Raw genomic sequence first — 22,983 nt, forward strand, 5'->3', positions numbered from 1 at the left:
GTGTCCCCGGGCGCCCGGGGGCCGACGGGGGCAAGGGGGTGGGGGGGCTGGGGGCCACCGTCCGGCTGGGCCCGGGGCCGGGCGCCGCGCGCCGCCGGCCCCCGGGCGTCTCCCGCGTTCACGGGGTCCCGGCCTTCAGGGGCAGGGCCGGCACGGGGTCACCGGCCGGTGTTGCTGCGGCGGCGCCGCGCCAGGGCGTCGATGCTCGCCGCGAACAGCAGCACGATCCCGGTGATGAGGAAGCTCAGGTACGCCTTCGTGCCGAGCAGCCCGAGACCGTTGTCGATGATGGCGATGACCAGGCCGCCGAGGACCGCGTCGCGGGCCTTGCCGCGCCCGCCGAACAGGCTCGTCCCGCCGATGACCGCGGCGCCGACCGCGTACAGCAGGGTGTTGCCGCCGCCGGCGTCGGGGGTGACCGAGTTCAGCCGGGACGCGGCGACGATGCCGCTGACCGCCGCGAACCCGGACGCGATGATGAACACCGAGATCCGGATCCGGGTGACGTTGATGCCCGCGCGGCGGGCCGCCTCGGCGTTGCCGCCGACCGCGTAGATGTGCCGGCCGTACGGGGTGCGGGCCAGCACGAACGTGCAGACGATGAGCAGCACGCCGACCAGCGGGACGCCCCACGGCACGCCGCCGAGGAAGATCAGCGGGCTGGCTGCGCGGTCCTGGCTGAGCAGGTAGGTGCCGAGCAGCAGCGCCGCGGCGACCACGACCGACTGGGCGATCACCAGCTCGACCGGCCGGGAGTGCAGGTTGCGGGCCTGCTGGCGGCGCCAGCGCAGCAGCTGCGTCCCGGCGTAGCCGGCCGCGCAGACCGCGGCGAGCGTCCAGCCGAGCCAGATCGGCATGTTCTTGTTGGCCAGCGCCACGATGAAGTCGTCGCGGACCGGCACCGTGCCGCCGTCGCCGATCAGCTTCAGCGTGATGCCCTGGATGCCGAGGAAGAACGCCAGCGACACGACGAACGACGGGATGCGCACGACCGCGACCAGCCAGCCGATCGCGGTGCCGATGACGACGCCGACCGCCAGCGCGGAGATCACCGCGACGTACCAGGGCTGGCCGCTGTCGGCGATCAGCTTGGCCATCACGGCGGCGCAGACGCCGCTCGCGACACCGGCGGACAGGTCGATCTCGCCCAGCAGCAGGACGAAGACCAGGCCCATCGCGAGGATCACGATGGGCAGCGCCTGCGTACAGAGGTTCGCGATGTTCTGGTTGCTGAGGAAGGTGTTGGGCCGCAGCGCGAAGAACAGGACGATGAGCGCGGCGAGGCCGAGGATGGCGGGCAGCGCGCCCAGCTCACCGGCCCGGATGCGGCCCCAGTAGTCCAGTAGCGCCGAGCGCACGTCGTGCTCGCGGCGGTCGGCGGCGAAGTCCGAGTCCGCCAGCTTCACGGCGGCCTCCTTGCCCTCGGGGAGTTCGGTGGACACCTCGGTCCCCCTTTCAGATGCTCTCGGCGGCGGTCTGCGGCGCGAGGCCGAGATCACCGGAACGGCCGGCGGTGATGAGCTCCACGACCTGGCCGTGGGTGACCTCGGAGCGTGCCACGTCCGCGGCGACCCGGCCAAGGTAGAGCGCGGTGATGCGGTCGGCCACCTCGAACACGTCGTTCATGTTGTGCGAGATGAGCACGACGGCGTGCCCGGTGTCGGCGAGCCGCCGGACGAGGTCGAGCACCTGCCGGGTCTGCGCGACGCCGAGCGCGGCGGTCGGCTCGTCCAGGATGACGACCTTGGACTCCCAGAGCGCCGCCTTGGCGATCGCGACGGTCTGCCGCTGCCCGCCGGACAGGCTGGCGACCTGCTGGCGCACCGACTTGACGGTGCGGACGGACAGCCGGGCGAGGGTCTGCCGGGCCGCCTCCTCCATGGACGCCTCGTCCAGCACGATGCCCCGGCGGCGCTCGCGGCCGAGGAACATGTTCTGCACGATGTCGAGGTTGTCGGCGAGCGCGAGGTCCTGGTAGACGACCTCGATGCCGAGGTCGGCCGCGGCGCGCGGACCGTCGACGGTCACCTCGCGGCCGTCGAACTCGATCTTCCCCGAGTCGATCGGGTAGATGCCGGCGATGCACTTGATGAGGGTGGACTTGCCCGCGCCGTTGTCGCCGACGAGGGCCATCACCTCGCCCAGCCGCACGGCGAAGTCCACGTCGTGCAGCACATGGACGGCGCCGAAGCTCTTGTTGAGCCCGGTCAGGCGGAGGACGGGGTCTCCGTTTTCTGCCACGTGATTCCTTCCAGGGGTAGCGCGGGCCCGTTTCCTTCCGGGGGTTGGCGCGGGCCCGTGGCGGGCCCCGTGGACGTCCCGGGGTTCCGGGCTCCCGGGGCGTCCTCAGCGGGTGGGGCCCGCCACGAGGGTCAGTACCGCCCGGGGGGTGCGACCCCCCGCTTCCCCGGGCGACATCGACGGGGTCAGTGCGAGGTCACTGGATGCCGGCGTCCTTGCACTTGGCCGCGTAGGCGCCCTTGCACAGGTCGGCGGCCTTGACGAACTGGTCGTCGGTGACCTGCTTGACGTTGTCCTTGAAGATGCCGATCGGGTTCAGCAGCACCGAGGGGACGTCGCGCTTGCCCTGCGGGTCGTTGGTGGTGCCGTTGGTCTCGCCCTTCTGGCCCTTGATGAGGGCGACGGCGAGCTTGGCGACCGCGTCGGCCTCCTGCTTGACGGGCTTGTACACGGTCATGCACTGGGTGCCGTCCAGGATGTTCTGCAGTCCCTGGAGGGTGGCGTCCTGGCCGGTGACCGCGACCTTGCCGGCCTGCTGGTTCTTCTTCAGGATGGAGATCGCGGCGTTGCCGAGGCCGTCGTTGGCGGCCAGCACGCCGTCGATCTTGCCGTGCTGCTCGGTGTACATCTGCTCGAAGATCGTCGCGGCCTTGTCCGGCTTCCAGTCCGGGACGGCCTGCTCGGCGACCTTCTTGTAGGTCGACACCTGGTCGAGGATGTTGTGCGCGCCCTTGGCGAACAGCGTCGCGTTGTTGTCGGTCGGCGAGCCGTTCAGGTAGGCGATGTTGGCGCTCTTGCCGCCGAGGCACTTCTGCAGGCCCTTGCCGAGCTCCTCGCCGACCTTCACGTTGTCGAAGGAGACGTAGTAGTCGGAGACGCCGCCGAGGGTGAGCCGGTCGTAGTCGATCGTCTTGACGCCCTGGGACTGCGCCTTGCGCTGGACGGCGCCGGCGGAGTTGGAGTCGATGCCGTCCACGATCAGCACGGTGACGCCGCTGGTGATCATCTGGTCGGCGATCGTCTGGAACCGCTGGGTCGAGCCCTCGGCGTTCTGGATGTCGTACTGGACGCCGGCCGTCTTGAACGCCTGCTCGAGGTAGGGGCGGTCGAAGCTCTCGTAGCGGACGGACGAGGTGGTGTCGGGCAGGATCACGCCGACCTTGCCCTTCACCGCGCCGGAGCCGGAGCCGGAGCCCTTGTCGCCGCCGCCGTTGTCGTCCCCGCACGCGGACAGGGTGAGCGCCGCGGCCGCCGAGAGGGCCATGAAGCTGAGGATCCCCTTGCGCATTGCCCGGGTCCTTTCTTGGGGGTGGCCGCATGGCGCGGCCGAGGGTTCGCAGCGCCGGCGAGCGCGGTCGCACCTCCACCGGCGTGAATGTTGTGTCCCGCAACTTATGTCCGGCTCGTCCGGAACGCCAGACCTCTCGCCCGGCTAATTTGTTGTGGGCAGTAACAATCCCGTAACGCGAGATCAACACGGGGGAAACGAGGGAGGGCGCTGATCGGGGCGGCGGAACCGGAGGTCAGGGCGTTCCGGGGCCGCGCGCGGCATATGTTCGGCGGGTCAACATTCACCCGGACCCGCGGTCAACCCGCGGCGCGAAGCCGTCCGAAACCTCGGCGAGCACGCCCGGCGCGGGCGCGGCGTGGTGGGGCGACGTTCGGCGCACAGGGCGCGGCGTGATGCGGCGAAGCGTGGCGGGGCAGGGAACGGCGCGGGCACGGCGTGATGGGGCGAAGCTAGGCGTGCGGGGAACGGCGGGCGCGGCGAAGGCCGTGATCACGCGATCGCGGTCCCGGTTCGTGCCGGGAGCCGCCGCATGATCACGGTGCCGTCGTGCTCCGATGGGACCCGCCCGTCCCGCGTCGGCGTGACCGCGGGCGCCGCGGTCCCGGGACGGGCGGCAATGCGTCCGGCGGCCGGTGCGGCCCCGGGACGTCCCCGCCCGGCGGGCGGGTCAGTGGACCGAGAGGACCAGCGCGACCCGGTCGGCCGCGGCGGCGACGTCGTCGGCGGGAGCGATGCGCTCCGCCCACGACCACCAGTACCACCATCCGTCGGCGCCCCGCTCCGCGAGGATGTTCTCCGTCAGGGCGGAGGCGTCCGGATTCATCACGTGCAGGCTGGGCGACTGGCCCCGAGGCAGCGTGAGCCGCACCCGAAGGCCGCGTTCGACCAGCTCGCCGCCCAGCTCTTCCAGATATTCGATCCGCGTCCGAGCGGGCGCGGCGGTTCCCGTATCGTCAGGCGTCATCCTTGTCTTCCCCGTGGACTCCGCGCGGCCCGACGAGATCTCACCCTCCCCCTTCCCCGGCGCGGGTGCAAGCACTTCGGCCCGGTCGGTGCGGGTGCGGCGCGAACTCCGGCGGCGCGGCGAGCGTCGCAAAGGGCGCGGTGCCCGGCGGCCGCGAACGGCATCCGGGATATGTTGCGCATGGCACTCGAAGGGGGAAGTTGGGGCGTATGGCGATGGCGAGCGCGGGCGCGAACCCGGAGTGGACCCGGCCCGACCAGCGGCTGCCCGAGCGGCGCCCGGCGGAGGGGACCACTCCGCCCTCCCCGGGGGGCACCTGGCACCGGATGCACTACGCGGTCGGGGTCTTCCTCATCGCGTACGGGGTGACCGGCCTGGCCGGCGCGGCGCTGCTGTGGAGCGACCGGCGCAAGGAACTCGGCGACTACTTCGGCTCGGGGAACGCGGGCACGCTGCTGATCCTGGCGAAGGCGGCCGAGGCCGTGCTCGTCGCGGTGGCCGCCGCGGGACTCGTCCGCCGCCGCGACGTGTGGTTCGTCCCGGCGCTGGCCGGCTGGATGGCGGGCTTCGCGGTGTTCGCGGTCCTGGACGTGTTCGACGGCCGCCTGGGCGGGCTCCTGGAGCACCTGCTCTACCTCGCGGGCTTCGTGGTGCTGCTGTTCGTCTCGTACGGGCTGAGCGCGAAGGCGCAGGTCGGCAGCGGCGCGGCGGTCCGCGCCTCGGCCGCGTCGCCCGCGCCGGCCGGCCCCGGGCAGGACGGCGGCGCGCCCGGCGGGGAGGGCGAGCCGCGGCGGCTCACCCGGACGCAGGAGTTCGCGCTCGCCGCGCTCAACCGGCTGCCGCGCCGCTGATCCGGGCGCGCCCCGGCGCGCCCGGACGGCACGGGAGGGTCCGGACGTCAGCGGACGATCCACGCGATGGCCGTCATCGTCCCCGGCGGCACCTCGGTGAAGCCGCCGTCGCGGACCGCGACGGCCGCCTCCTTGACGCAGCGCGCCCACGCGACGTCCCGGACCAGGTGGACGGGCGCGCCCGCCTCGATCCACGCCGCGACGTCCTTGCGCCGGCCCTGCCGCAGCAGCATCTGCGCGGCGTGCCCGCTCTGCGCCGCCGCCTTGCCGGTCGTCATCGTCACATCGGGGTTCAGGGCGAGCGCGGCGTACGGCGGGGCGGGCGGAGGCGGCGGCTCCTCGGCTTCCGCGAGGTCGAGCCCGGCCACCTGGAGCTTCGCCAGTTCCGGCGGGACGTCCGCGACCGGGCCCGGCGGGAACGCCCGCACCTGCGCGCCCGCGCGCTCGACCGTCACGCCCGGCAGCGCCTGCGCCTCCGGCCATCGCACTCCGCGCGCGCGCCGCGTCACCTTCCGGATCCGCCGCGACTCCCATTCGTGCACCGCGTGCCGCCATTCCCCGTCGGGCTCGGTGGCGCGCGGGTCGGTGAGCAGCCGGACGACGGCGGTCGCCGCGGCCTCGCAGACCGCGCCGTGAGTGGGCGGATCGGCCTTTTCCGCACGTACCACCAGTTGCATCGCCCAGGGCGGGTCGTCGAGAGGGTCGTAAGCAGGTCGCACCCATGGAGTATTCCAAACCGGTTCCGATGTCCGTGACGCCGCTTTCCCGGGGACGATGTGGGTAATGCAACTGTTGTCGTCTCCCGGGCGTCGGTCCTGTCGCGGGCGCAGCACGGTGGGACGGCCCTCGCCGGAGGGGGGCGAGGGGCACGGCGAGAGGTCGGGTCGGAGGTCGCCGGTGACCAGTGGCGCGTGGAACGAGTCCATCCCCGGAGTCGGTACGTTCTTCGTCGGCATCGACGTCGCCCCGGGGCGGTACCGGTGCGACGACGCCGCGGGCGGCTGGTGGGTCCGCTTCACCGGCCCCGGCGGGGGCGACCCGGTCGGCATGTGGCCGCTGCCCGCCGGCGGCACCGAGGTCGAGATCGAGCCGACCGACTTCGCGTTCGAGACCCACGTCGGCGCGTACTGGCGGCGGATCGCCCCGCCGCGCCGCGCCGGGGAGGGCCCGGCGGCCGAGCCGCGCCCGGTCGCCGACCCCGCGCTGCGCGCCGAGCTCGACACGCTCGTGGCGCGCCGCCGCCCGCTGCTGTGGCTGGCGCCGCTGACCGTCCTCGGGCTCGGCCTGCTCGGCTCGCCGCTGCTCGGCTCGCTGTGGCTGATCGGGCTCGGCATGCTCGCGGTCCTGGTCGCGCTCGGCACCCCGTCGGTCTCGCTGGACCTGCGGCGCGCCCGCGAGCTGGAGCGCCGCCGGCACCGCTACCTCACCCCCGAGGACTTCGACGGGCCGGGCCGCGCGCTGCTCGTCCGCCTGCAGGCCGCGGTCGACGCCGTCCGCGACTCGCAGGTCAACCGGGAGGGGCTGCTGGACACGGTCGACAACGCGGTCACCCTGCCCCGGCAGGAGTGGGAGATCGCGCAGGTCCTGGCGCGGCAGTCGAAGCTGCGCAGGGAGCAGGAGGAGATGGCGGAGGCGGCGCCGCTGCCCGAGGTGGAGGCGGCGCTGCGGCCGCTCCGCGAGAAGCTCGACATCTCCGTCGAGGCGGTGACGCGCCGGATCGAGGCCCTCGAACGGTACGCCGAACGCGCCCGCGCCGCCGACGAGGCCCTGGCCGCGCACCGCCACCTGGAGTCCCTCGCGGCGAAGGCGCACGAGTACGACGAGCTGCTCGCCGACACCGTCCGCGACGACCTGGCGCTGCCCGCGATCGAGCGGCTCACCGAGCAGGGCGACGCGCTCGTCCGGACGCTGCGCGAGCGGCTCGCGAGGGCCGCCGAGGCCGGCGGCGAGCTCCCGCCCCCGCCCGCCTGACCGCTCAGAGCACCCGCGCGTACATCAGCGCGAACACCAGGTACGGGACGAGGAACATCCAGCTCGCGACGATGATGCCGTGCAGCACCTCCCCCGGTTCGCGCGCCCGGCCGAGGAAGCGGTGGTACGCCCAGACCAGCACCGGCGCGGACACGGCCTGCGTCCACAGCGTCCGGTGCGGGAACACGTGCCCGGTCGCGGCCAGCGTCACCGCGAGCGCGCACGACGCCGTCCACGCGGCGAGCCCGATCCGGTACGCGCCGCGCGGGCCAAGCCGCACGGCGATGGTCCGGTACCCGCTGGCGAGGTCGGCCTTGTAGTCGGTGACGGTCGTCGGGACGTACAGGGCGGTCGCGACCAGGACGCCCTCGACGGCCATCACCCACGGGAAGCCCTCGATGGGACGCACGACCGTCCAGCCGGCCAGCAGCGCGAGGCCGCCGACGCCGGCCGCGTTGGTCGCCACGTCGAACCCCGGCCGGTCCTTCAGCCGGACCGGCGGCACGCTGTACAGCCAGCCGAGCACCAGGAACCCGAGCGTGACCAGCGCGAACGCCGGCCGCACCGTCAGCGCGACGAGCAGCGCCGCCGCCGCGGTGACGTGCGCCGCGACCAGCGCGCCGTGCACGCTCAGCCGCCCGTCGACCAGCGGCGCGTCGTCCTTGCGCGGATTCCTCAGGTCGCCGTCCAGGTCGAAGGCGTCGTTGATGGCCAGCACTGCCAGCCAGACCAGCGGCCCCCACACGACGAGCCCGGTCAGCACAGGCGCGGCCGCGTCCAGGCACCGTCCGCTCATCGGCACGCACGCGTCCTGGCCCGCGATCAGCCACCGCGTCGCGAGCAGGTGCCCGACGTAGAACGGCACGAGCGAGACGAGCCAGATCGCGGGCCTCGCGATGAGCCACAGGTCGAGCAGCACCCGCCACCGCTGCACCGCCGCCCGCACCGGCACCCGGCCCCGCGTCCGAGAAGCGCGCATACCGTCACCCCCAGGGTTCCAACGCGCCCCCGCCCCTATTGGACACTACGTCCAGACGCTCTGCGGGCACCAGTGCCCGGGAGCTCCCGTCCCATGCGCGGCCGGCCGGGATGATCCCGGTGGGGCGGGTAGTTGTTCTCGGGGTGGAGTCGATCATGATGCGGGCGGCCGTCGCGGAGCGGCCGGGGCCGCCGGACGTGCTGCGGGTGCGCGAGGTGCCGGTTCCGGAGCCGCGGCCGGAGTGGACGCTGGTGAAGGTCAGGGCGTTCGGGCTGAACCGGTCGGAGATGTTCACCCGGCAGGGGCACTCCCCCGGCGTGCGGTTCCCGCGCGTGCTCGGGATCGAGTGCGTCGGGGAGGTCGCCGCGGGCGGGGTGCTCGCGCCGGGGACGCGGGTCGCGGCGGTCATGGGCGAGATGGGGCGCGCGTTCGACGGCGGCTACGCCGAGTACGCGCTGCTCCCCGACGACCTGCTGATCCCCGTCACGACCGAGCTGGACTGGGAGGTCTTCGCGGCGCTGCCCGAGACCTACCTCACCGCCCAGGGGTCGCTGGACGCGCTGGGCGCGGACGGCGGGACGCTGCTGGTGCGGGGCGGGACGTCGTCGGTCGGCATGGCGGCGCTGTCGCTCGCCAGGGGGCTCGGCCTGCGGACGATCGCGACGACTCGCAACCCCGGCAAGGTCGAGGCGCTGGAGGCGGCGGGCGCCGACCACGTCGTCCTGGACGACGGCGGCATCGCGGACGGGGTGCGGGCGATCGTCCCGGACGGCCCGGACCACGTGCTCGAACTCGTCGGCGCGTCCACTCTCGTGGACTCGCTCGGCCTCGTCCGCAAGGGCGGCACGGTGTGCATGACGGGCATCCTGGGCGGCGCGTGGGTGCTTCCCGAGTTCGAGCCGATGCAGGCGATGCGGAGCGGGACGCGGCTCACCGTGTTCCACAGCGACGACGTGCAGGGCGCGGCGGGCGCCGCGACGCTCCAGCGGCTCGTGGACGAGGTCGGGAGCGGCCGGTTCCGGCCGAACGTCGACCGGGTCTTCGCGCTGGACGAGATCGCCGACGCGCACCGGTACATGGAGGCCGACGAGGCGACCGGCAAGCTCGTCGTGCGCCTCTAGCCGAGAAGGGCGCGGATCTGGTCGGGGCCGGTGAAGACCTCGGCGGCCATGCCGGTCTCGCGGGCGGCGAGGACGTTGCGCTCGGTGTCGTCGATGAACAGGACGTCGGCTGGCTTCACGCCGAGGCGCTCGGCGCAGATGCGGTAGGCCCGCGGGTCGGGCTTGGCGACGCCGATGGCGCACGAGTAGGTGAGCGCGTCGAACCGGGACAGCCAGCTCCCGTGCCGCGCCTCGAAGCGGGGGACGAGGTCGGCGATGATGTTGGAGAGCAGGCCCAGGGTGCGCCCGCCGTCGGCCAGCTCGTGCACGAGGGCGACCATGCGCTCGTCGGCGTTGGTCCAGCTGCGCAGGTCGGCGTCGATCAGCGCGGGCACGTCGGGGAACGCGGTGCCGAGGGCGGCGGCGACGTCCGCCCAGTAGGCGGCGCTCTCCTGGCCGGCGTCGTAGGCGGGGCGCAGCGCCCAGTACGCGTCCCAGAACGGGGCGCCGGAGACCCCGGCGATCTCCTCGATCTCCCGCACGGCCTCGGGGGTCTGGGTGCGGGCGATGACGCCGAACAGGTCGAAGACGATCACATCGGGCATGGTCCGAGGGTATGCGGGGCGGCCCGGTGCGGGCGTCGCGGGGCGGCGGACGTCGCGCCGCGTCGCGACGCGGGAGCCCCGGGTGATGGAACAAGCGCTTGGGCACACCGTAAACTGCCGTTGACGCGCGGACTGAGCAAGCGGTTGGGCGCGCACGGCATAATGAGAGGGTGACGACCACGAGCGCGAATTCCGGGCGGGCGAGGCCCCGGGCCGCCGGCGAGGGCGGCGCGCGCCGCCGCGGCAAGGGCTCGCCGGCCCTGGCGTCGGAGCGCCGCGAGCACCTGGTCAGGCTGGCCGCGGACCTGTTCGCGGAGAAGGGCTTCCAGGCCACCACGGTCCGCAACATCGCCGACGAGGCCGGCATCCTGTCCGGCAGCCTCTACCACCACTTCGACTCCAAGGAGTCGATCGTGGACGAGATCCTGACCGGCTTCTTCGACGAGATCATGGCCGCCTACCGGGCCGAGATCGACGCGGGCCGCGACCCGCGGGAGACGATCGCCGGGCTCGTCCGCATCGCGTTCAACAGCCTCGAGCCGCACCGCGCCGCGATCACGGTCATGCAGAACGACTGGAACTACCTCCAGGGCATGGACCGCTTCGCCTACCTCACCAAGTCCGAGGACGAGGTGGAGAAGATGTGGGTCGAGACCATCGCGGCCGGCCAGGAGCAGGGGCTGTTCCGCGAGGACCTCGACCCGAAGCTGACCTACCGGATGATCCGCGACACCATCTGGGTGGCCGTCCGCTGGTTCAAGCCGGGCGGACGGCTCGACGCCCAGAGCCTCGGCGAGCACTACATCAAGGTCATGTTCGACGGGATCAACACCCACTAGCCCCCGGGCGGACGCCTGCGGCCCGCAGGCCCGGCGCCCGCCGTCCCCCGCCGGCGGGCGGGGCCCGCTATCCCCGTACCGGCACGCCCGGGCGCTCCGGCGCGCTCTCGAGGCGGCGGCGCGGCAGCAGCCGCGCGATCGGTCCGGGCAGCCACCAGTTCTTCTCGCCGAACAGCTCCATCAGGGCGGGGACGAGCACCATCCGCACGACGGTCGCGTCGATCAGGATGGCGACGCCGAGGCCGAGGCCGATCTGCTTGACGGCGACGTTCGCGCCGAGCAGCACCGACAGGAACACCATCACCATGATCGCGGCGGCGGCGGTGATGACCCGCGCGGTGCCGGCGAGGCCGCGCGCGACGGCCTCCCGGGTGGGCACGCCCGCCTCGTGCGACTCGCGGATCCGCGACACGAGGAACACCTCGTAGTCCATGGACAGCCCGAACAGGATCGGGAACATCATCAGCGGCACCCAGGTGGTGACCGGCATCGAGGTGGGGAAGCCGAGCGCCTTGCCCGCCCAGCCCCACTGCACGACGGCGGTCAGCACCCCGTAGGCGGCGGCGATCGACAGCAGGTTCATCAGCGCGGCCTGCAGCGCCACGGTGAGCGAGCGGACGAGCGCGACGAGGAGCAGCAGCGACAGCCCCACCACGATCGCGATGAGCAGCGGCAGCCGGTTCTGCACGTCGTCGGCGAAGTCGATGGACGCCGCGTTCTGGCCGCCGACGTAGGCGCGCAGGTCCGTGCCGCGGGTGACGCGGGGCAGCACGTCGTCGCGGAGCCGGTGCACCAGCCGCGGGGTGGCCTCGTCCTGCGCGCCGGTGGTCGGGAACGCCATGATCAGCGAGACGGCCCCGTCGGGGCTGGTGCGCGGCGGCTGGACGGCCGCGACGCCCGGTGCGGCGCCGACGGCCGCGGCGACCGGCGCCGGGTTCCCGCCCCGGGTGACGATGACCAGCGGCGCGGCGGTGCCGGGCCCGAAGCCCTCGGCCATGATCTGGTTCGCGGCGTAGCCGCTGGTGTCGTGCGGCTGGGTGCTGGAGTCGGGCAGGCTGAGCCGCATCGACAGCGCCGGCACCGCGAGGACGAGCAGCAGGGCCGCCGCGGCCAGCCCGGTGACGACCGGGTGGGTCTGGACGACCCGGGCCCAGCGTTCGGCGAGGGGGCGGCGGGCCCGGCCGAGGCCCGGCACGCGGAGCCGGTCGATGGCCCGGCCGGTGAAGCCGAGCAGCGCGGGCAGCAGGGTGACGGCGGCGAGCATCGTCATCAGCACCGCCACGCCGGCGGCGACGGCGACGGCGTTGAACAGCTTCTGCTGCATGACGAACAGGCCCATCAGGGCGATCACGACGGTGCTGCCGGCGAACAGGACGGCGCGTCCGGCCGTGGTGACGGCGGTGACGGTCGCCTCCTCCGGTTCCTTCCCGGCGGCGAGCTCCTCCCGGTAGCGGGTGACGATGAACAGCGCGTAGTCGATGCCGACGCCGATGCCGAGGAGCGCGGCGACGATGGGCCCGAACGACGGCGCGGGCAGCAGGTGCGCGATCAGCGCGATGAGCCCGAGCCCGGAGCCGATGCCGAACAGCGCGGTCACGATCGGCAGTCCCATCGCCAGCACCGAGCCGAACGCGATCAGCAGGATGACGATGGCGGCGAGCACGCCGATCCCCTCCGACGACCCGCCTTCCGCGGTCTCGGCGTTGTCGATCGCGGCGCCGCCGAGCTCGATCCGGACGGGCCCGGAGTCGCTGCGGACGTCGTCGATGAGCTTGGTGACGTCCGTGGTGGGCACGTCGTTGGTGGGGACGTCGAGGTTCGCGGTGGCGAACGCCGTCCGGCCGTCCTTGGAGATCTGGCCGGGGACGTCATAGGGCGAGGTGACGGAGGCGACGTGCGGTGTCCTGCCGAGCCGGTCGATGGCCCGGGTCACCCGCTCCTTCGCGGCGGCCGAGCGCACTCCGGCGTCCGCCCGCACGGCGAGCGTGATCGTGTCGCCGCTGCGCTTGGGGAAGTGCTCGTCGAGCAGCTTCTTCGCGGTCGCGGAATGGGAGGAGCCTCCGGTGAAGTCGTTGAGCGGCTTGACGGCGAAGCCGTAGCCGAGGACCAGCACGGCGAGCGCGCCGACGATCCAGGCGGCGACGACGAGCCATCGCCTCCGATAGCAGACCCGGGCGAGCCTGGCCAGTTTCATGGGAACCACCTTCGCGGGAGTCCGCGGGTAGAGAACACGTCGTTCCCGAAAGCGTGGCTCGCGCACCCGGTCCGCGTCGTCGGGCGGGCGGCGTCTTCCGGGAGGCCCGCTACTTCCGCAGGAGTACATCCGGCGCGGTATCCCACCGTTGGGCCCCCCGAACCTCCATAGTGTGCTTAGTCACAATTTGCCGAGTAGGGGTGACGCATTGGTCCGTGGGGACGCTGTTACTGAGGAGATCATCGGGGGGAGGGCGGCATGACGGCTCCACAGGGCGCCGGCCGGGACGAGCCCACGCCGGCGGCGTTCCGCGCCGCCACGGCGCGCGGCCTGCAGGAGCAGTTCCCGGGCGTGCGCGTCTGGTTCGGCGAGGCGACCGGGTCCTGGTGGGCCCTGGTCCCGCTGCGGGACGGTCCGCGGCTTTTGGAGGCCCCCACTCCGCAGCAGCTCCGCGACGAGATCCTCAACTCGCGGACCCGGGGGTGACCAGCCCCGACTCGTAGGCGAGGACCACCAGCCGGGCCCGGTCGCGCACCCCGAGCTTGCTCATGGCCCGGCTGACGTGCGTCTTGGCGGTGAGGGGGCTGACCGCGAGGGCGCTCGCGATCTCGGCGTTGGACAGCCCCCGCCCGACCAGCCGCACGACCTCCCGCTCCCGGCCGGTGAGGCTCTCGAGCCGGCCGACGGCGGCGGGGGCGGGTCCGGGACGGCCGCCGACGAAGCCCTCGATGACGGCGCGGGTGACGGCGGGGGCGAGCAGCGACTCGCCGCCCGCGACCACCCGGACGGCGTTCACCAGTTCCACGGGCTCCATGTCCTTGACGAGGAAGCCGGCCGCTCCGGCGCGCAGCGCCAGGTAGATGTGCTCGTCGTCGGTGTAGGTGGTGAGGGCGAGGACGCGCACGTCGTCGAGCGCGGGGTCGGAGGCGATCCGGCGGGTGGCGGCGAGCCCGTCGGTGCCGGGCATCCGCAGGTCCATGAGGACGACGTCGGGCCGCAGCCGGCGGGCCAGCTCCACCGCCGCGTCGCCGTCCTCGGCCTCGCCCACGACCTCGATGCCGTCCTCGCCGGACAGCAGCATCCGGAACCCGGCCCGCACCAGCGACTGGTCGTCGGCCAGCACCACTGTGATCACGCCTGCTCCCCCGTCCGCCGGGCCCCCGTCCGGCCCGGATGCGACGGCGCAACCGTACGACGATTCGGGCCGCGGGAGGAATCGGACCGTTCCCACGAGGGCGCCGCCGGAGGACGGAGGAGGGCGGGCGTAGGCCGTCCGCCGGGAACGGGGCGCGATCCGTTCCCGGCGGGCGTTTTGTGAAACTAACCTGAAATGTGCTTCGACACAAGCGCTTGCTCGGTAAGCGTTGTGTGGGACAGCGCACATCGCGCCGCCCCGGTCCCGGCCCGGCGCGCGTCAGGTCTCGTACTGGATGGCGGCCCGCTCCGCGACGATCGGCGTGATGAACTCGTCGATCACCGCCCGGTGCGCCGGATGGTCGCGGTACACCAGGTAGTCGTCCTTGCCCGCGAAGTCGGCGACCACGACGAACTCGTAGGACCCCGGGTTCACGCCCGCGTCGAGGCCGACGCTGTACCCGCGGATCTCCGGGATGACCCCGGTCAGCTCGCGCAGCTTCGCCGCGACCTCCTCCTGCTGGCCGATGGTCGTGCCCTCGGCCCACCTGAACATCACCACGTGACGGAAACCGCTCATGCGGGCACGCTACCGAGAAGCGGCGGGCTCAAACGGTCCCGAGCTCCGCGGCCGCCACCGCGCCGAGCTCCCAGCACGCCTCCAGGTCGGCCTTGCCCGGCTCCCCCATCACCACCACCGGCGGCTGGACCGCCCTCCACTTCAGCCCCGTCGTGATGGACTCCAGCGCGCGCAGCGCCCCGGCGGCGTCGTTGTTCCCGTGCAGGAACGCCCCGAACGGCCGGCGGATTGTCTCGTCCAAGCACGGGTAATAAATCTGGTCGAAGAAGTGCTTGAGCGCCCCGGAGAGATAACCGAGGTTCACAGGGGAGCCGAGGAGGTAGCCGTCCGCCTCGAGGACGTCCACGGCGGAGGCGGTCAGCGCCGGACGGGAGACGACCTCCACGCCCTCGATCTCGTCCGTGCGCGCCCCCGCGCGCACCGCCTCGACCATCGCCTGGACGGACGGCGAGGGCGTGTGATGAACGAGCAGGAGCCTCTTCACCCTCACGAGACTAACCAGTTTCCCCTCGGGTGGCCGGGTACGGCCGTCGTGGGGACGAGGACCGCCGGAGTCGCCGAACGCGACGTCATAGGAGGTGTCCGGACGACGCTGACCATGAGCGGCCAAAGATAACGTCCGATCCGGGGAATGAGTTCCAAAGGATCATGGTTGGGGCTCAGCGGAGGTGTCCTTCTCGTGCATGCAGCGAAATCGGCCGAACGCGCCGGCGGCGAGCCCCTGCCCGTCTGGCCGCTGGCGCTCGTCGCCGCGTTCGTCGCCGTCCTGATCGCCGTGCCCGCCATGGCATGGTCCCCGCACTGGCTCGACCGACTGTCGGCGGTGGTGACCGGAACACCGCTCGCCCCCGCGCACGCCGTCTCCCTGGGGCTGGTGCTCCTGCTGATCGCGCGCGGCGTCCTGCTGCGCCGCCGGGCCGCCTGGTACGGCCTGGTCGCGCTGGTCGTCCTCGGCCTGCTCGCCGTCGTGGCGGGCGACGACGCGCCGTGGCGGGTGCCGCTCCTCGCGGCCGTCCTGGTCGGGCTCTGGGTGGAGCGCGACCGCTTCCCCGTCCGCCCGCACCCCGACCGGGTCCGCACCGCGGTGAAGACCGGCGCGCTCCTGGTGATCGGCGCGGTGGTCGGGTCGGTGCTGGTCGGCGGTGTCTCCGTGCGGTCCGTGCGGGTCGTCGCGAGCGGCCTCGGCGCCACCGGCGCGCGCATCGACGGCGCGTCCTGGCTGCCCGGCGTGCTCGGCCTGGCCGGCGCGGTGGGCCTGCTCGCCCTGGTGATGACGCTGCTGGCGCCCGACCCCGCGCCGCCGCCCGGCGACGAGGACGAGCGGCGCCGCGTCGCCGGCCTGGTCGCGCACCCCGGCTCGGACACCCTCGCCCCGTTCGCGCTGCGCCGCGACAAGGCGTACGTGTTCAGCCCGGACGGGCGCGCCGCGATCGGCTACCGGGTGCTGTTCGGCATCGCGGTGGCGGGCGGCGACCCCGTCGGCGACCCGAGGTCGCACGCCGCCGCCATCGCGGAGTTCCTGGAGCTGTGCCGCAGGACCGGCTGGCGGCCCGCGGTGCTCGGCGCGAGCGCCGACCTGCTGCCGGAGTGGGGCCCGCTGCGCTCGTTCGGCTTCGGCGACGAGGTCGTCGTCCGGCCGGAGGAGTTCACGCTGTCGGGCCGGCAGATGCGCAACGTCCGGCAGGCCGTCAAGCGCACCGTCAACGCCGGCGTCACCACCGAGATCCTGCCCGAGCGCGAGCTGTCCGCGGACCTGCGCGCCGCGCTGCTGGAGGTCGCGTCCGGCTCGCTGGGCGGCGCCGCCGAGCGCGGCTTCTCGATGAACCTCGACGAGCTGCTCACCGGCTACCACCCCGGCGCGGTCGTCGCGGTCGCCTACGACGAGGACAAGAAGCCGATCGCCTTCCAGCGGTACGTGACGGCGGGCGAGGGCATCAGCCTGGACGCGATGCGGCGCTCCCCCGGCGGGCCGAACGGCGTCAACGAGCGGCTGATCGTCGAGATGATCGAGTACGCGGGCGAGCACGGCCACGCGCTCGTCTCGCTGAACTTCGCGGCCTTCCGCGAGCTGCTGGACGCCGAGCAGCGCGGCGCGCTGGAGAAGGCCGGCTACCAGGCCCTGCACCTGCTGGACCCGCTGATCGCGGTCGAGTCGCTGTACCTGTTCGACAAGAAGTTCCGGCCCGCCTACAAGCCGCGCAGCATCGTCTTCCGGTCGTGGTTCGACATCGTGTGGCTGGCGGCGGCGCTGCTGACGCTGGAGTTCGGCCGCACGAAGCCGGCGTCCGCCGCGGAGGAGCCCGTCACCGAACCCGTCCACCACTACATCCGCTAGCGGTCCCCGCGCCCCCGACCCGAGACGACCTCCGCCGCGACGCTGTCGATACCGGCGGAGGTCGTTCGTGTAGAGGGTGGAATGTTCCCGACGAGGGGCGAGGGTGATGACGATGCGGGAGATCCGGACGCTGGTCGGCGGGCGGGGGCTGGTGGAGTCGCCGCGGTGGCACGACGGGCGGGTGTACTTCTCCGACTGGACGGCGGGCGAGGTCCTCGCCGCGGATCCGGACGGGCGATGCGAGGTGGTCGCGCGGGTGAAGTCGCTGCCGCTGTGCACGGCGTGGCTCCCGGACGGCGAGCTGCTGCTGGTCGATTCGCCCGGCGGGCGGCTGCTGCGGCAGGACGGCGACGGGACGCGGACCGTGCACGCGGACCTCGGCCGGACGGGCTGGAACGACATCGTCGCGGACGGCCGCGGCAACGCCTACGTCAACCGCGCCGGGTTCGACCCGATGGCCGGGGAGGAGTTCCGTCCCGGGTCCGTGTTCCTGGCCGCGCCCGACGGGACGGTCCGGGAGGTCGCCGGTGACGTCGCGTTCCCCAACGGGATGGCGGTGACCCCGGACGGGTCGACGCTGATCGTCGCCGACTCCTACCGCGGCGAGCTGGTGGCGTTCGCGATCGGCGCCGGCGGCGAACTGTCGGACCGGCGCGTCTGGGCCGACCTCGGCGACGGGACGCCGGACGGCATCTGCACCGACGCGGAGGGGGCCGTCTGGTACGCGGACGTGCCGCACGAGAGGTGCGTGCGCGTCGCCGAGGGCGGCGCGGTCCTGGACGCGGTCGAGGTGGACCGGGGCGCGTTCGCCTGCGCGCTGGGCGGCCCCGGCGGGACGACGCTGTTCATCACGGCGGCGGAGTGGCAGGGCATGACCGAGCCGGAGCCGGTGCGGCCTGGCAGCGGGCGCCTCCTCGCCGCGGATGTCGAGGTGCCCGGCGCGGGCTGGCCCTGACCCGCGCCGCTCCCCGCCGCGCGCCGTCGGCGACCCGGCCGTTTCCCGAGGTGGGCGGAGGGTAGCGCACTCGCGTGGAGACCTGGAACGCCATCACGTCCCGGCGCAACGTCCGGGAGTACCGCGACGACCCGATCCCGCCCGACGACCTCGACCGCGTCCTTGAGGCGGCGCGGCGGGCGCCGTCGTCCAAGAACTGGCAGCCGTGGGACTTCGTCGTCGTGACGGACCGGGATCGGCTCGCCGAGCTGGCCGCGGCGGGCGAGTACGCGGCGCACGTCCCCGGTTCGGCGGCGACGATAGCGCTGGTCATGCGCGACTACGACGACCCCGCCGAGCGGGAGACCGCGCGGTTCGACCTCGGGCAGGCGATGCTGAGCATGATGCTCGCGGCCGTCGACCTCGGGATCGGCAGCGGGCACGCGACGGTGATGGACCAGTCGGTGGCGCGCCGCGTGCTCGGCCTGCCGGACGACCGCTACTGCGCCTACCTGGTCGCGCTGGGGTACCCGGCGGGCCGTCCGCTGAAGCCCGTCCGGAACCCGGCCCGGCGGGCGTTCGAGGACGTGGTGCACCGCGACCGCTGGTGACCGTCCGGAGGGAATGACGCGGGACCGATGCCCGGACTTCTGGAATCTTCGAGCATGATTCTAGAAACCCCCGTGGAGAGGACCGGGCATGAGCAGCACTGTGCAGGGGCACTGCGATCCGGCGTTCGCCGCCGTCCGTGAGGTGTTCGAGCAGCATTTCGCCGACGGCAGGGAGCTGGGCGCCGCCGTCGCCGTGTACGCCGGGGACCGCAAGGTCGTGGACCTGTGGGGCGGCGTCGCCGACCACCGGACCGGGCGCGCCTGGGCCGCCGACACGCCGTGCTTCGGCTTCTCCTGCACCAAGGCGGTGACGGCCGCGGCGGCGCTGCTGCTCGCCGAGCGCGGCGCCTACGACGTGGACGGCCCCGTCACCGCGTGGTGGCCGGAGTTCGGCGCGCACGGCAAGGACGCCGCGACGGCGGCGCACCTGCTGTCGCACCAGGCGGGGCTGCCCGCGTTCGACCGTCCCGTGTCGGCCGAGGAGGCGGCGGACCCGAAGGCCCTCGCGGACCTGCTCGCCGCGCAGGCGCCGGAGTGGACGCCGGGCGAGACGCACGGCTACCACGCGCTGACCTACGGCTGGCTGGCCGGGGAGATCGTCCGGCGGCTGTCCGGCACGCCGGTCGGCGCGTTCGTGAAGAAGGAGTTCACCGGCGGCCTGGACATGTGGATCGGGGCGCCGGACGAGGTGATCGAACGCGCGGCGAAGATGACCGCGCGGGGCCGCGTGTCCGGTGCGGCCGACGGTCCGAAGACCGCGGCCGGCGACGTGCTCAAGCGGATCGCCGCGGCCTACGGCGACCCGCAGAGCCAGATGAACCGGGCGCTGAACAACCCCCATCCGGGCAAGGGCGGCTACAACAACCCGGTGGTGCTGCGCGCCGGCTGGCCGTCCGCCGGGATGCTCGCGACCGCGCCCGCGTTCGCGGGGTTCTACCGCGATCTGGTGGCGGGCCGGATCGTGCGCCCGGACACGCTGCGCGAGGCGTTGCGCCGCCGGGTGTCCGGCCCCGACCGGACGCTCATCGTGGAGAGCTCGTTCGGGCTCGGGTTCATGCGCCCGTCGCAGACGTTCTTCGTCCCGAAGGCGGCGCGGGAGACGGCGTTCGGCCACACCGGCGCGGGCGGCTCGATCGGGCTCGGCGACCCGGACGCCGGGCTGGCGCTGGCGTACCTGCCGAACCGGATGGGCGAGCAGGTGTCGGGCGACCTGCGGGCGTTCCGCCTCACCGAGGCCGCGTACGCCTCCCTGGGCTGAGCCGCGCCCGCCCGCCGCTTCGGCCGGGCCGGGTCACTGCATGGTGATGCCGCCGCTGACGGACACGGTCTGGCCGGTGATGTAGCCGGCGCGGTCGGTGCACAGGAACGCGACCAGGCCGGCGACGTCGTCCGGGCGGCCGATGCGGCGCAGCGGGATCTGCCTGGCGAGCTTCGCCAGCAGGTCCGGGTGCCGGTCGGACACCGCCCGGACCATCGGCGTGTCCGTCGGCCCGGGGCACACCACGTTGGACGTGACGCCGCCGCCCGCCGCCTCGCGGGCGAGGGACTTGGCGAGCCCGAACAGCCCGGACTTGGTGGCCGCGTAAGCGCCCTCGCCGCCGGCGCCGGCGCGGGCGCCGTCGGAGGAGACGAACACCAGCCGGCCCCACCCGCGCTCGGTCATCCCGGGCAGCAGCGCGCGGGTGAGCTGCATCGGTGCGCGCAGGTTGACCCGCCACATCAGGTCCCAGTCGGCCGGGTCGCTGTCGGCGAACGGCTCGACGATGCTGACGCCCGCGTTGTGGACGAGGACGTCCACCGGCCCGGCGCTTGCCGTGAACGCGTCGATGGACGCCGGATCGGTGAGGTCGACGCGGGCGGCGGCGCCGCCGGTCCGCTCCGCGACGTCCTCGGCGGCGGCGAGGTCGAGGTCGGCGACGACGACGCGGGCGCCGAGCGCGGCGAGGTCGGCGCAGATCGCCCGGCCGATGCCGCCCGCGCCGCCGGTGACGACGGCGGTGCGTCCGTCGAGGGTCATGCCGTCCATCGGTCCTCCGCTCCGGCCGCTCGTGCCCTCACCGTAGCCGCCGCCCGCGTCCGCGCCGCAGAGGGCCGGTAGCGTGCCGGTTCATGGAGGTACGCGACCTGCACCCGTGGCCGTCGACGCCCGAGGAGGCGGAGGCGATCCAGGACCGGCTGCGCGCGATGCTCGAACTCGGCGTCCCCGGCCCGGCGAACCCGCGCACCGTCGCCGGGCTGGACGTCTCGTACGCGGGCGACGGCGGCGGGACCGGGGCCCGGCTGGCCGCCGCGGTGGTCGTCCTCGACGCGGCGACCCTCGACGTCGTGGAGGAGTCGGTCGCCGTCGGGACGGCCGCGTTCCCCTACGTCCCGGGCCTGTTCGCGTTCCGCGAGCTGCCCACCCTGCTGGACGCGCTCCGCGCCCTGGAGACCACGCCCGACCTGCTCGTCTGCGACGGGTTCGGGATCGCGCACCCGCGCCGGTTCGGGCTGGCGTGCCATCTCGGGGTGCTGACCGGGCTGCCGACGATCGGCGTGGCCAAGACCGCGTTCGTCGGCGCCTACGACCCGCCCGGACGGCGGCGCGGCGACGCGAGCCCGCTGGTGGACGGCGGCGAGGAGGTCGGGCGGGTGCTGCGGACCCGCGACGACGTGAAGCCGGTGTTCGTGTCGGTCGGCCACCGCACCGACCTCGACTCGGCGTGCCGCGACGTCCTCGCGGTGACGCCCGAGTACCGCCTTCCGGAGACGACTCGCCGGGCGGACCGGCTGTCCCGCGACGCACTCGGAGGCTGATGGGGCGAGACGGCGCCTTCCTCGACGTCGGCGCGGGGAGATGGCAGGCTCTTCGGTAACACGCGGCGGCCGGTCCGGCCGTCCGCGCCACCGCTGGACGGTGCCCATGCAACCGCGCCCGATGCGGGCGGACGCCCGCCGCAACTACGAACGACTGATCAGCACGGCCCGCGCGGCCTTCATGGAACACGGCACGGGCGCGTCCCTGGACGACATCGCCCGGCGCGCCGGCGTCGGGTCCGGGACGCTGTACCGGCACTTCCCCACCCGCGACGACCTTCTGCACGCGGTGCTCCGGGAACGGATCGAGGGGCTGCTCGCGCACGCCGCCGCGCTGATGCGCGAGCCCGATGCGGACGCGGCGCTGGCGGACTGGCTGCGCGGCTACCTGGCGGGCGCGATGACGCCGCGCGGCACCTCGACCGTGCTCATCGAGGCGATGTCGCCGCGGTGGTCGGCGACGCGGCTCGGCTCCGCGGCCGCCGCGATCCGCGACGCGGTCGGCGGGCTGCTGGAGCGGGCGCAGCGCGCGGGCGCGATCCGCGCGGACGCCGATGCCGCCGACCTGCTGCGGCTGACCAACGCGATCGGCGTCGCGGCCGAGCGCGCCCAGGACCCCGCCGGGTACGCCGACCGGATGCTGGCGCTGCTGTTCGACGGGCTGCGCACGCGCTGACCGGCGCCCGCCGCTCCGGGCCGCCTTGTTCGCCGAACCAAGCGTTCGCTAGTTTGGTGGGGCGCCGCGGTCGCGGTCGCCGCTGGGAGCGAGGAGCGTTGATGGGGCAGCTTGACGGCAAGGTGGCGCTGATCACCGGTGGGGCGCGCGGCATGGGCAAGGCCCATGTGAAGCGCTTCGTCGCCGAGGGCGCGAAGGTCGTGTTCGGCGACGTCCTGGAGGAGGAGGGCGGCAAGCTCGCCGCCGAGCTCGGGGACGACGTCCGGTTCGTCCGCATGGACGTGACGTCGCCCGCCGACTGGGAGAACGCCGTCGGCACCGCGACGTCGGCGTTCGGCGCGCTGAACGTCCTGGTGAACAACGCCGGCATCATCCGCTACAAGACCATCGAGGACATGTCGCTGGACGAGTTCCGGCAGATCATCGACGTCAACCTGATGGGCCAGTGGCTCGGCGTGAAGTCGGTGACGGCCGCGATGCGCGAGGCCGGCGGCGGCTCGATCGTCAACGTCTCCTCGACCGAGGGCTTCGTCGGCGCCGACGGCCTCGCCGCCTACAGCGCCAGCAAGTTCGGCGTCCGCGGCCTCACCAAGTCCGCGGCCCGCGAGCTCGGCGAGTACGGCATCCGCGTCAACTCCATCCACCCCGGCGGCATCGTCACCCCGCTGTTCATGCAGGACGACATCATCGCGGCCAAGGCCGACAGCGCCGACGCGCTGATGAAGGCGCTCCCCCTCGGCCGGATGGGCAAGACCAGGGAAGTCTCCGGCCTGGTCGTCTACCTGGCGTCGGACGACTCGTCGTACTGCACCGGCAGCGAGGTCCTCGTCGACGGCGGCCTGCTGACCGGCGCCGGCTACTGAGCGCGCCGGGCCGCCGGTG

At 73.7% G+C, this 22,983-nt stretch carries 24 protein-coding genes; 12 read left to right on the forward strand and 12 right to left on the reverse strand.

Going from position 1 to position 22,983, the window contains the following annotated elements; translation table 11 throughout:
• Window positions 1-158: 158 nt before the first annotated feature.
• The 4 genes from ABT299_RS26005 to ABT299_RS26020 form a co-directional block, all read right to left on the reverse strand.
• Complete coding sequence (locus ABT299_RS26005) at window positions 159-1,442, reverse strand: ABC transporter permease subunit (RefSeq protein ID WP_190864751.1); 1,284 nt, start codon at window positions 1,440-1,442, stop codon at window positions 159-161.
• Window positions 1,443-1,455: 13 nt separating this feature from the next.
• Window positions 1,456-2,241, reverse strand: coding sequence for an ATP-binding cassette domain-containing protein (locus ABT299_RS26010; RefSeq protein WP_190864749.1), 786 nt, complete (start codon window positions 2,239-2,241; stop codon window positions 1,456-1,458).
• Window positions 2,242-2,437: 196 nt separating this feature from the next.
• Window positions 2,438-3,529, reverse strand: coding sequence for a sugar ABC transporter substrate-binding protein (locus ABT299_RS26015; RefSeq protein WP_190864747.1), 1,092 nt, complete (start codon window positions 3,527-3,529; stop codon window positions 2,438-2,440).
• Window positions 3,530-4,199: 670 nt separating this feature from the next.
• Window positions 4,200-4,496 (reverse strand): hypothetical protein, encoded by a 297-nt coding sequence (locus ABT299_RS26020; RefSeq protein WP_190864745.1) that lies wholly within the window; start codon window positions 4,494-4,496, stop codon window positions 4,200-4,202.
• Window positions 4,497-4,705: 209 nt separating this feature from the next.
• Between ABT299_RS26020 and ABT299_RS26025 the strand changes: the two genes are divergently transcribed.
• On the forward strand, window positions 4,706-5,347 hold the full coding sequence (locus ABT299_RS26025; RefSeq protein WP_500252306.1) for a hypothetical protein: 642 nt from the start codon (window positions 4,706-4,708) through the stop codon (window positions 5,345-5,347).
• Between the two features lie 47 nt (window positions 5,348-5,394).
• On the opposite strand, the gene ABT299_RS26030 is transcribed toward ABT299_RS26025, so the two are convergent.
• Window positions 5,395-6,066: a peptidyl-tRNA hydrolase gene (locus ABT299_RS26030; RefSeq protein ID WP_500252307.1), complete on the reverse strand. Its 672-nt coding sequence runs from the start codon at window positions 6,064-6,066 to the stop codon at window positions 5,395-5,397.
• 178 nt (window positions 6,067-6,244) lie between these two features.
• Here ABT299_RS26030 and ABT299_RS26035 point away from each other — a divergent pair, with 178 nt between their 5' ends.
• Window positions 6,245-7,318 carry an Rv1352/Rv1906c domain-containing protein gene (locus tag ABT299_RS26035; protein ID WP_500252308.1) on the forward strand — a complete coding sequence of 358 codons (1,074 nt, stop codon included), beginning with the start codon at window positions 6,245-6,247 and terminating at the stop codon, window positions 7,316-7,318.
• 4 nt (window positions 7,319-7,322) lie between these two features.
• Here the strand turns inward: ABT299_RS26035 and ABT299_RS26040 are convergent, their stop codons facing one another.
• On the reverse strand, window positions 7,323-8,297 hold the full coding sequence (locus ABT299_RS26040) for a UbiA family prenyltransferase (protein WP_500252309.1): 975 nt from the start codon (window positions 8,295-8,297) through the stop codon (window positions 7,323-7,325).
• Between the two features lie 155 nt (window positions 8,298-8,452).
• Here ABT299_RS26040 and ABT299_RS26045 point away from each other — a divergent pair, with 155 nt between their 5' ends.
• Window positions 8,453-9,418: a zinc-binding dehydrogenase gene (locus ABT299_RS26045; RefSeq protein WP_500252310.1), complete on the forward strand. Its 966-nt coding sequence runs from the start codon at window positions 8,453-8,455 to the stop codon at window positions 9,416-9,418.
• On the opposite strand, the gene ABT299_RS26050 is transcribed toward ABT299_RS26045, so the two are convergent.
• Window positions 9,415-10,002, reverse strand: a complete 588-nt coding sequence (locus tag ABT299_RS26050) for an HAD family hydrolase (RefSeq protein WP_387027445.1) — start codon at window positions 10,000-10,002, stop codon at window positions 9,415-9,417. The two genes, ABT299_RS26045 and ABT299_RS26050, sit on opposite strands and share 4 nt — an antisense overlap.
• A 170-nt stretch (window positions 10,003-10,172) precedes the next feature.
• Between ABT299_RS26050 and ABT299_RS26055 the strand changes: the two genes are divergently transcribed.
• On the forward strand, window positions 10,173-10,841 hold the full coding sequence (locus ABT299_RS26055; protein ID WP_190864733.1) for a TetR-type transcription factor C-terminal domain-containing protein: 669 nt from the start codon (window positions 10,173-10,175) through the stop codon (window positions 10,839-10,841).
• Between the two features lie 67 nt (window positions 10,842-10,908).
• Here the strand turns inward: ABT299_RS26055 and ABT299_RS26060 are convergent, their stop codons facing one another.
• Complete coding sequence (locus ABT299_RS26060; protein WP_500252311.1) at window positions 10,909-13,035, reverse strand: MMPL family transporter; 2,127 nt, start codon at window positions 13,033-13,035, stop codon at window positions 10,909-10,911.
• Window positions 13,036-13,293: 258 nt separating this feature from the next.
• Between ABT299_RS26060 and ABT299_RS26065 the strand changes: the two genes are divergently transcribed.
• Window positions 13,294-13,521 carry a hypothetical protein gene (locus ABT299_RS26065; RefSeq protein ID WP_190864729.1) on the forward strand — a complete coding sequence of 76 codons (228 nt, stop codon included), beginning with the start codon at window positions 13,294-13,296 and terminating at the stop codon, window positions 13,519-13,521.
• On the opposite strand, the gene ABT299_RS26070 is transcribed toward ABT299_RS26065, so the two are convergent.
• The 3 genes from ABT299_RS26070 to ABT299_RS26080 all read right to left on the reverse strand — a co-directional run bounded on the left by ABT299_RS26070 (window position 13,499) and on the right by ABT299_RS26080 (window position 15,233).
• Window positions 13,499-14,170, reverse strand: coding sequence for a response regulator transcription factor (locus ABT299_RS26070; RefSeq protein WP_500252312.1), 672 nt, complete (start codon window positions 14,168-14,170; stop codon window positions 13,499-13,501). The two genes, ABT299_RS26065 and ABT299_RS26070, sit on opposite strands and share 23 nt — an antisense overlap.
• A gap of 279 nt (window positions 14,171-14,449) precedes the next feature.
• Complete coding sequence (locus ABT299_RS26075; RefSeq protein WP_190864725.1) at window positions 14,450-14,749, reverse strand: Dabb family protein; 300 nt, start codon at window positions 14,747-14,749, stop codon at window positions 14,450-14,452.
• A 28-nt stretch (window positions 14,750-14,777) separates the two neighbouring features.
• Window positions 14,778-15,233: a flavodoxin family protein gene (locus ABT299_RS26080; protein ID WP_433238710.1), complete on the reverse strand. Its 456-nt coding sequence runs from the start codon at window positions 15,231-15,233 to the stop codon at window positions 14,778-14,780.
• 195 nt (window positions 15,234-15,428) lie between these two features.
• On the opposite strand from ABT299_RS26080, the gene ABT299_RS26085 reads away from it, so the two are divergent.
• The 4 genes from ABT299_RS26085 (at window position 15,429) to ABT299_RS26100 (ending at window position 19,887) form a co-directional block, all read left to right on the forward strand.
• Entirely contained in the window at window positions 15,429-17,084 is a 1,656-nt protein-coding gene (locus tag ABT299_RS26085) for a phosphatidylglycerol lysyltransferase domain-containing protein (protein ID WP_190864721.1), read from the forward strand.
• A 106-nt stretch (window positions 17,085-17,190) separates the two neighbouring features.
• Window positions 17,191-18,039: an SMP-30/gluconolactonase/LRE family protein gene (locus ABT299_RS26090; protein ID WP_500252313.1), complete on the forward strand. Its 849-nt coding sequence runs from the start codon at window positions 17,191-17,193 to the stop codon at window positions 18,037-18,039.
• Window positions 18,040-18,113: 74 nt separating this feature from the next.
• Window positions 18,114-18,629 carry a nitroreductase family protein gene (locus tag ABT299_RS26095; protein WP_500252314.1) on the forward strand — a complete coding sequence of 172 codons (516 nt, stop codon included), beginning with the start codon at window positions 18,114-18,116 and terminating at the stop codon, window positions 18,627-18,629.
• A gap of 88 nt (window positions 18,630-18,717) precedes the next feature.
• Window positions 18,718-19,887 carry a serine hydrolase domain-containing protein gene (locus tag ABT299_RS26100; protein WP_387027434.1) on the forward strand — a complete coding sequence of 390 codons (1,170 nt, stop codon included), beginning with the start codon at window positions 18,718-18,720 and terminating at the stop codon, window positions 19,885-19,887.
• Window positions 19,888-19,920: 33 nt separating this feature from the next.
• Here the strand turns inward: ABT299_RS26100 and ABT299_RS26105 are convergent, their stop codons facing one another.
• Window positions 19,921-20,655: an SDR family NAD(P)-dependent oxidoreductase gene (locus tag ABT299_RS26105; RefSeq protein WP_500252315.1), complete on the reverse strand. Its 735-nt coding sequence runs from the start codon at window positions 20,653-20,655 to the stop codon at window positions 19,921-19,923.
• Between the two features lie 83 nt (window positions 20,656-20,738).
• Here ABT299_RS26105 and nfi point away from each other — a divergent pair, with 83 nt between their 5' ends.
• From nfi to ABT299_RS26120, 3 genes are all read left to right on the forward strand, one after another.
• Complete coding sequence (nfi, locus tag ABT299_RS26110) at window positions 20,739-21,425, forward strand: deoxyribonuclease V (protein ID WP_500252316.1); 687 nt, start codon at window positions 20,739-20,741, stop codon at window positions 21,423-21,425.
• Between the two features lie 106 nt (window positions 21,426-21,531).
• Complete coding sequence (locus tag ABT299_RS26115; protein ID WP_433139491.1) at window positions 21,532-22,101, forward strand: TetR/AcrR family transcriptional regulator; 570 nt, start codon at window positions 21,532-21,534, stop codon at window positions 22,099-22,101.
• A gap of 101 nt (window positions 22,102-22,202) precedes the next feature.
• Window positions 22,203-22,964 carry a glucose 1-dehydrogenase gene (locus ABT299_RS26120; RefSeq protein ID WP_190864710.1) on the forward strand — a complete coding sequence of 254 codons (762 nt, stop codon included), beginning with the start codon at window positions 22,203-22,205 and terminating at the stop codon, window positions 22,962-22,964.
• Window positions 22,965-22,983: the final 19 nt, after the last annotated feature.

The organism is Spirillospora sp. NPDC000708, assembly GCF_040299565.1.
Taxonomy (GTDB): domain Bacteria; phylum Actinomycetota; class Actinomycetes; order Streptosporangiales; family Streptosporangiaceae; genus Spirillospora.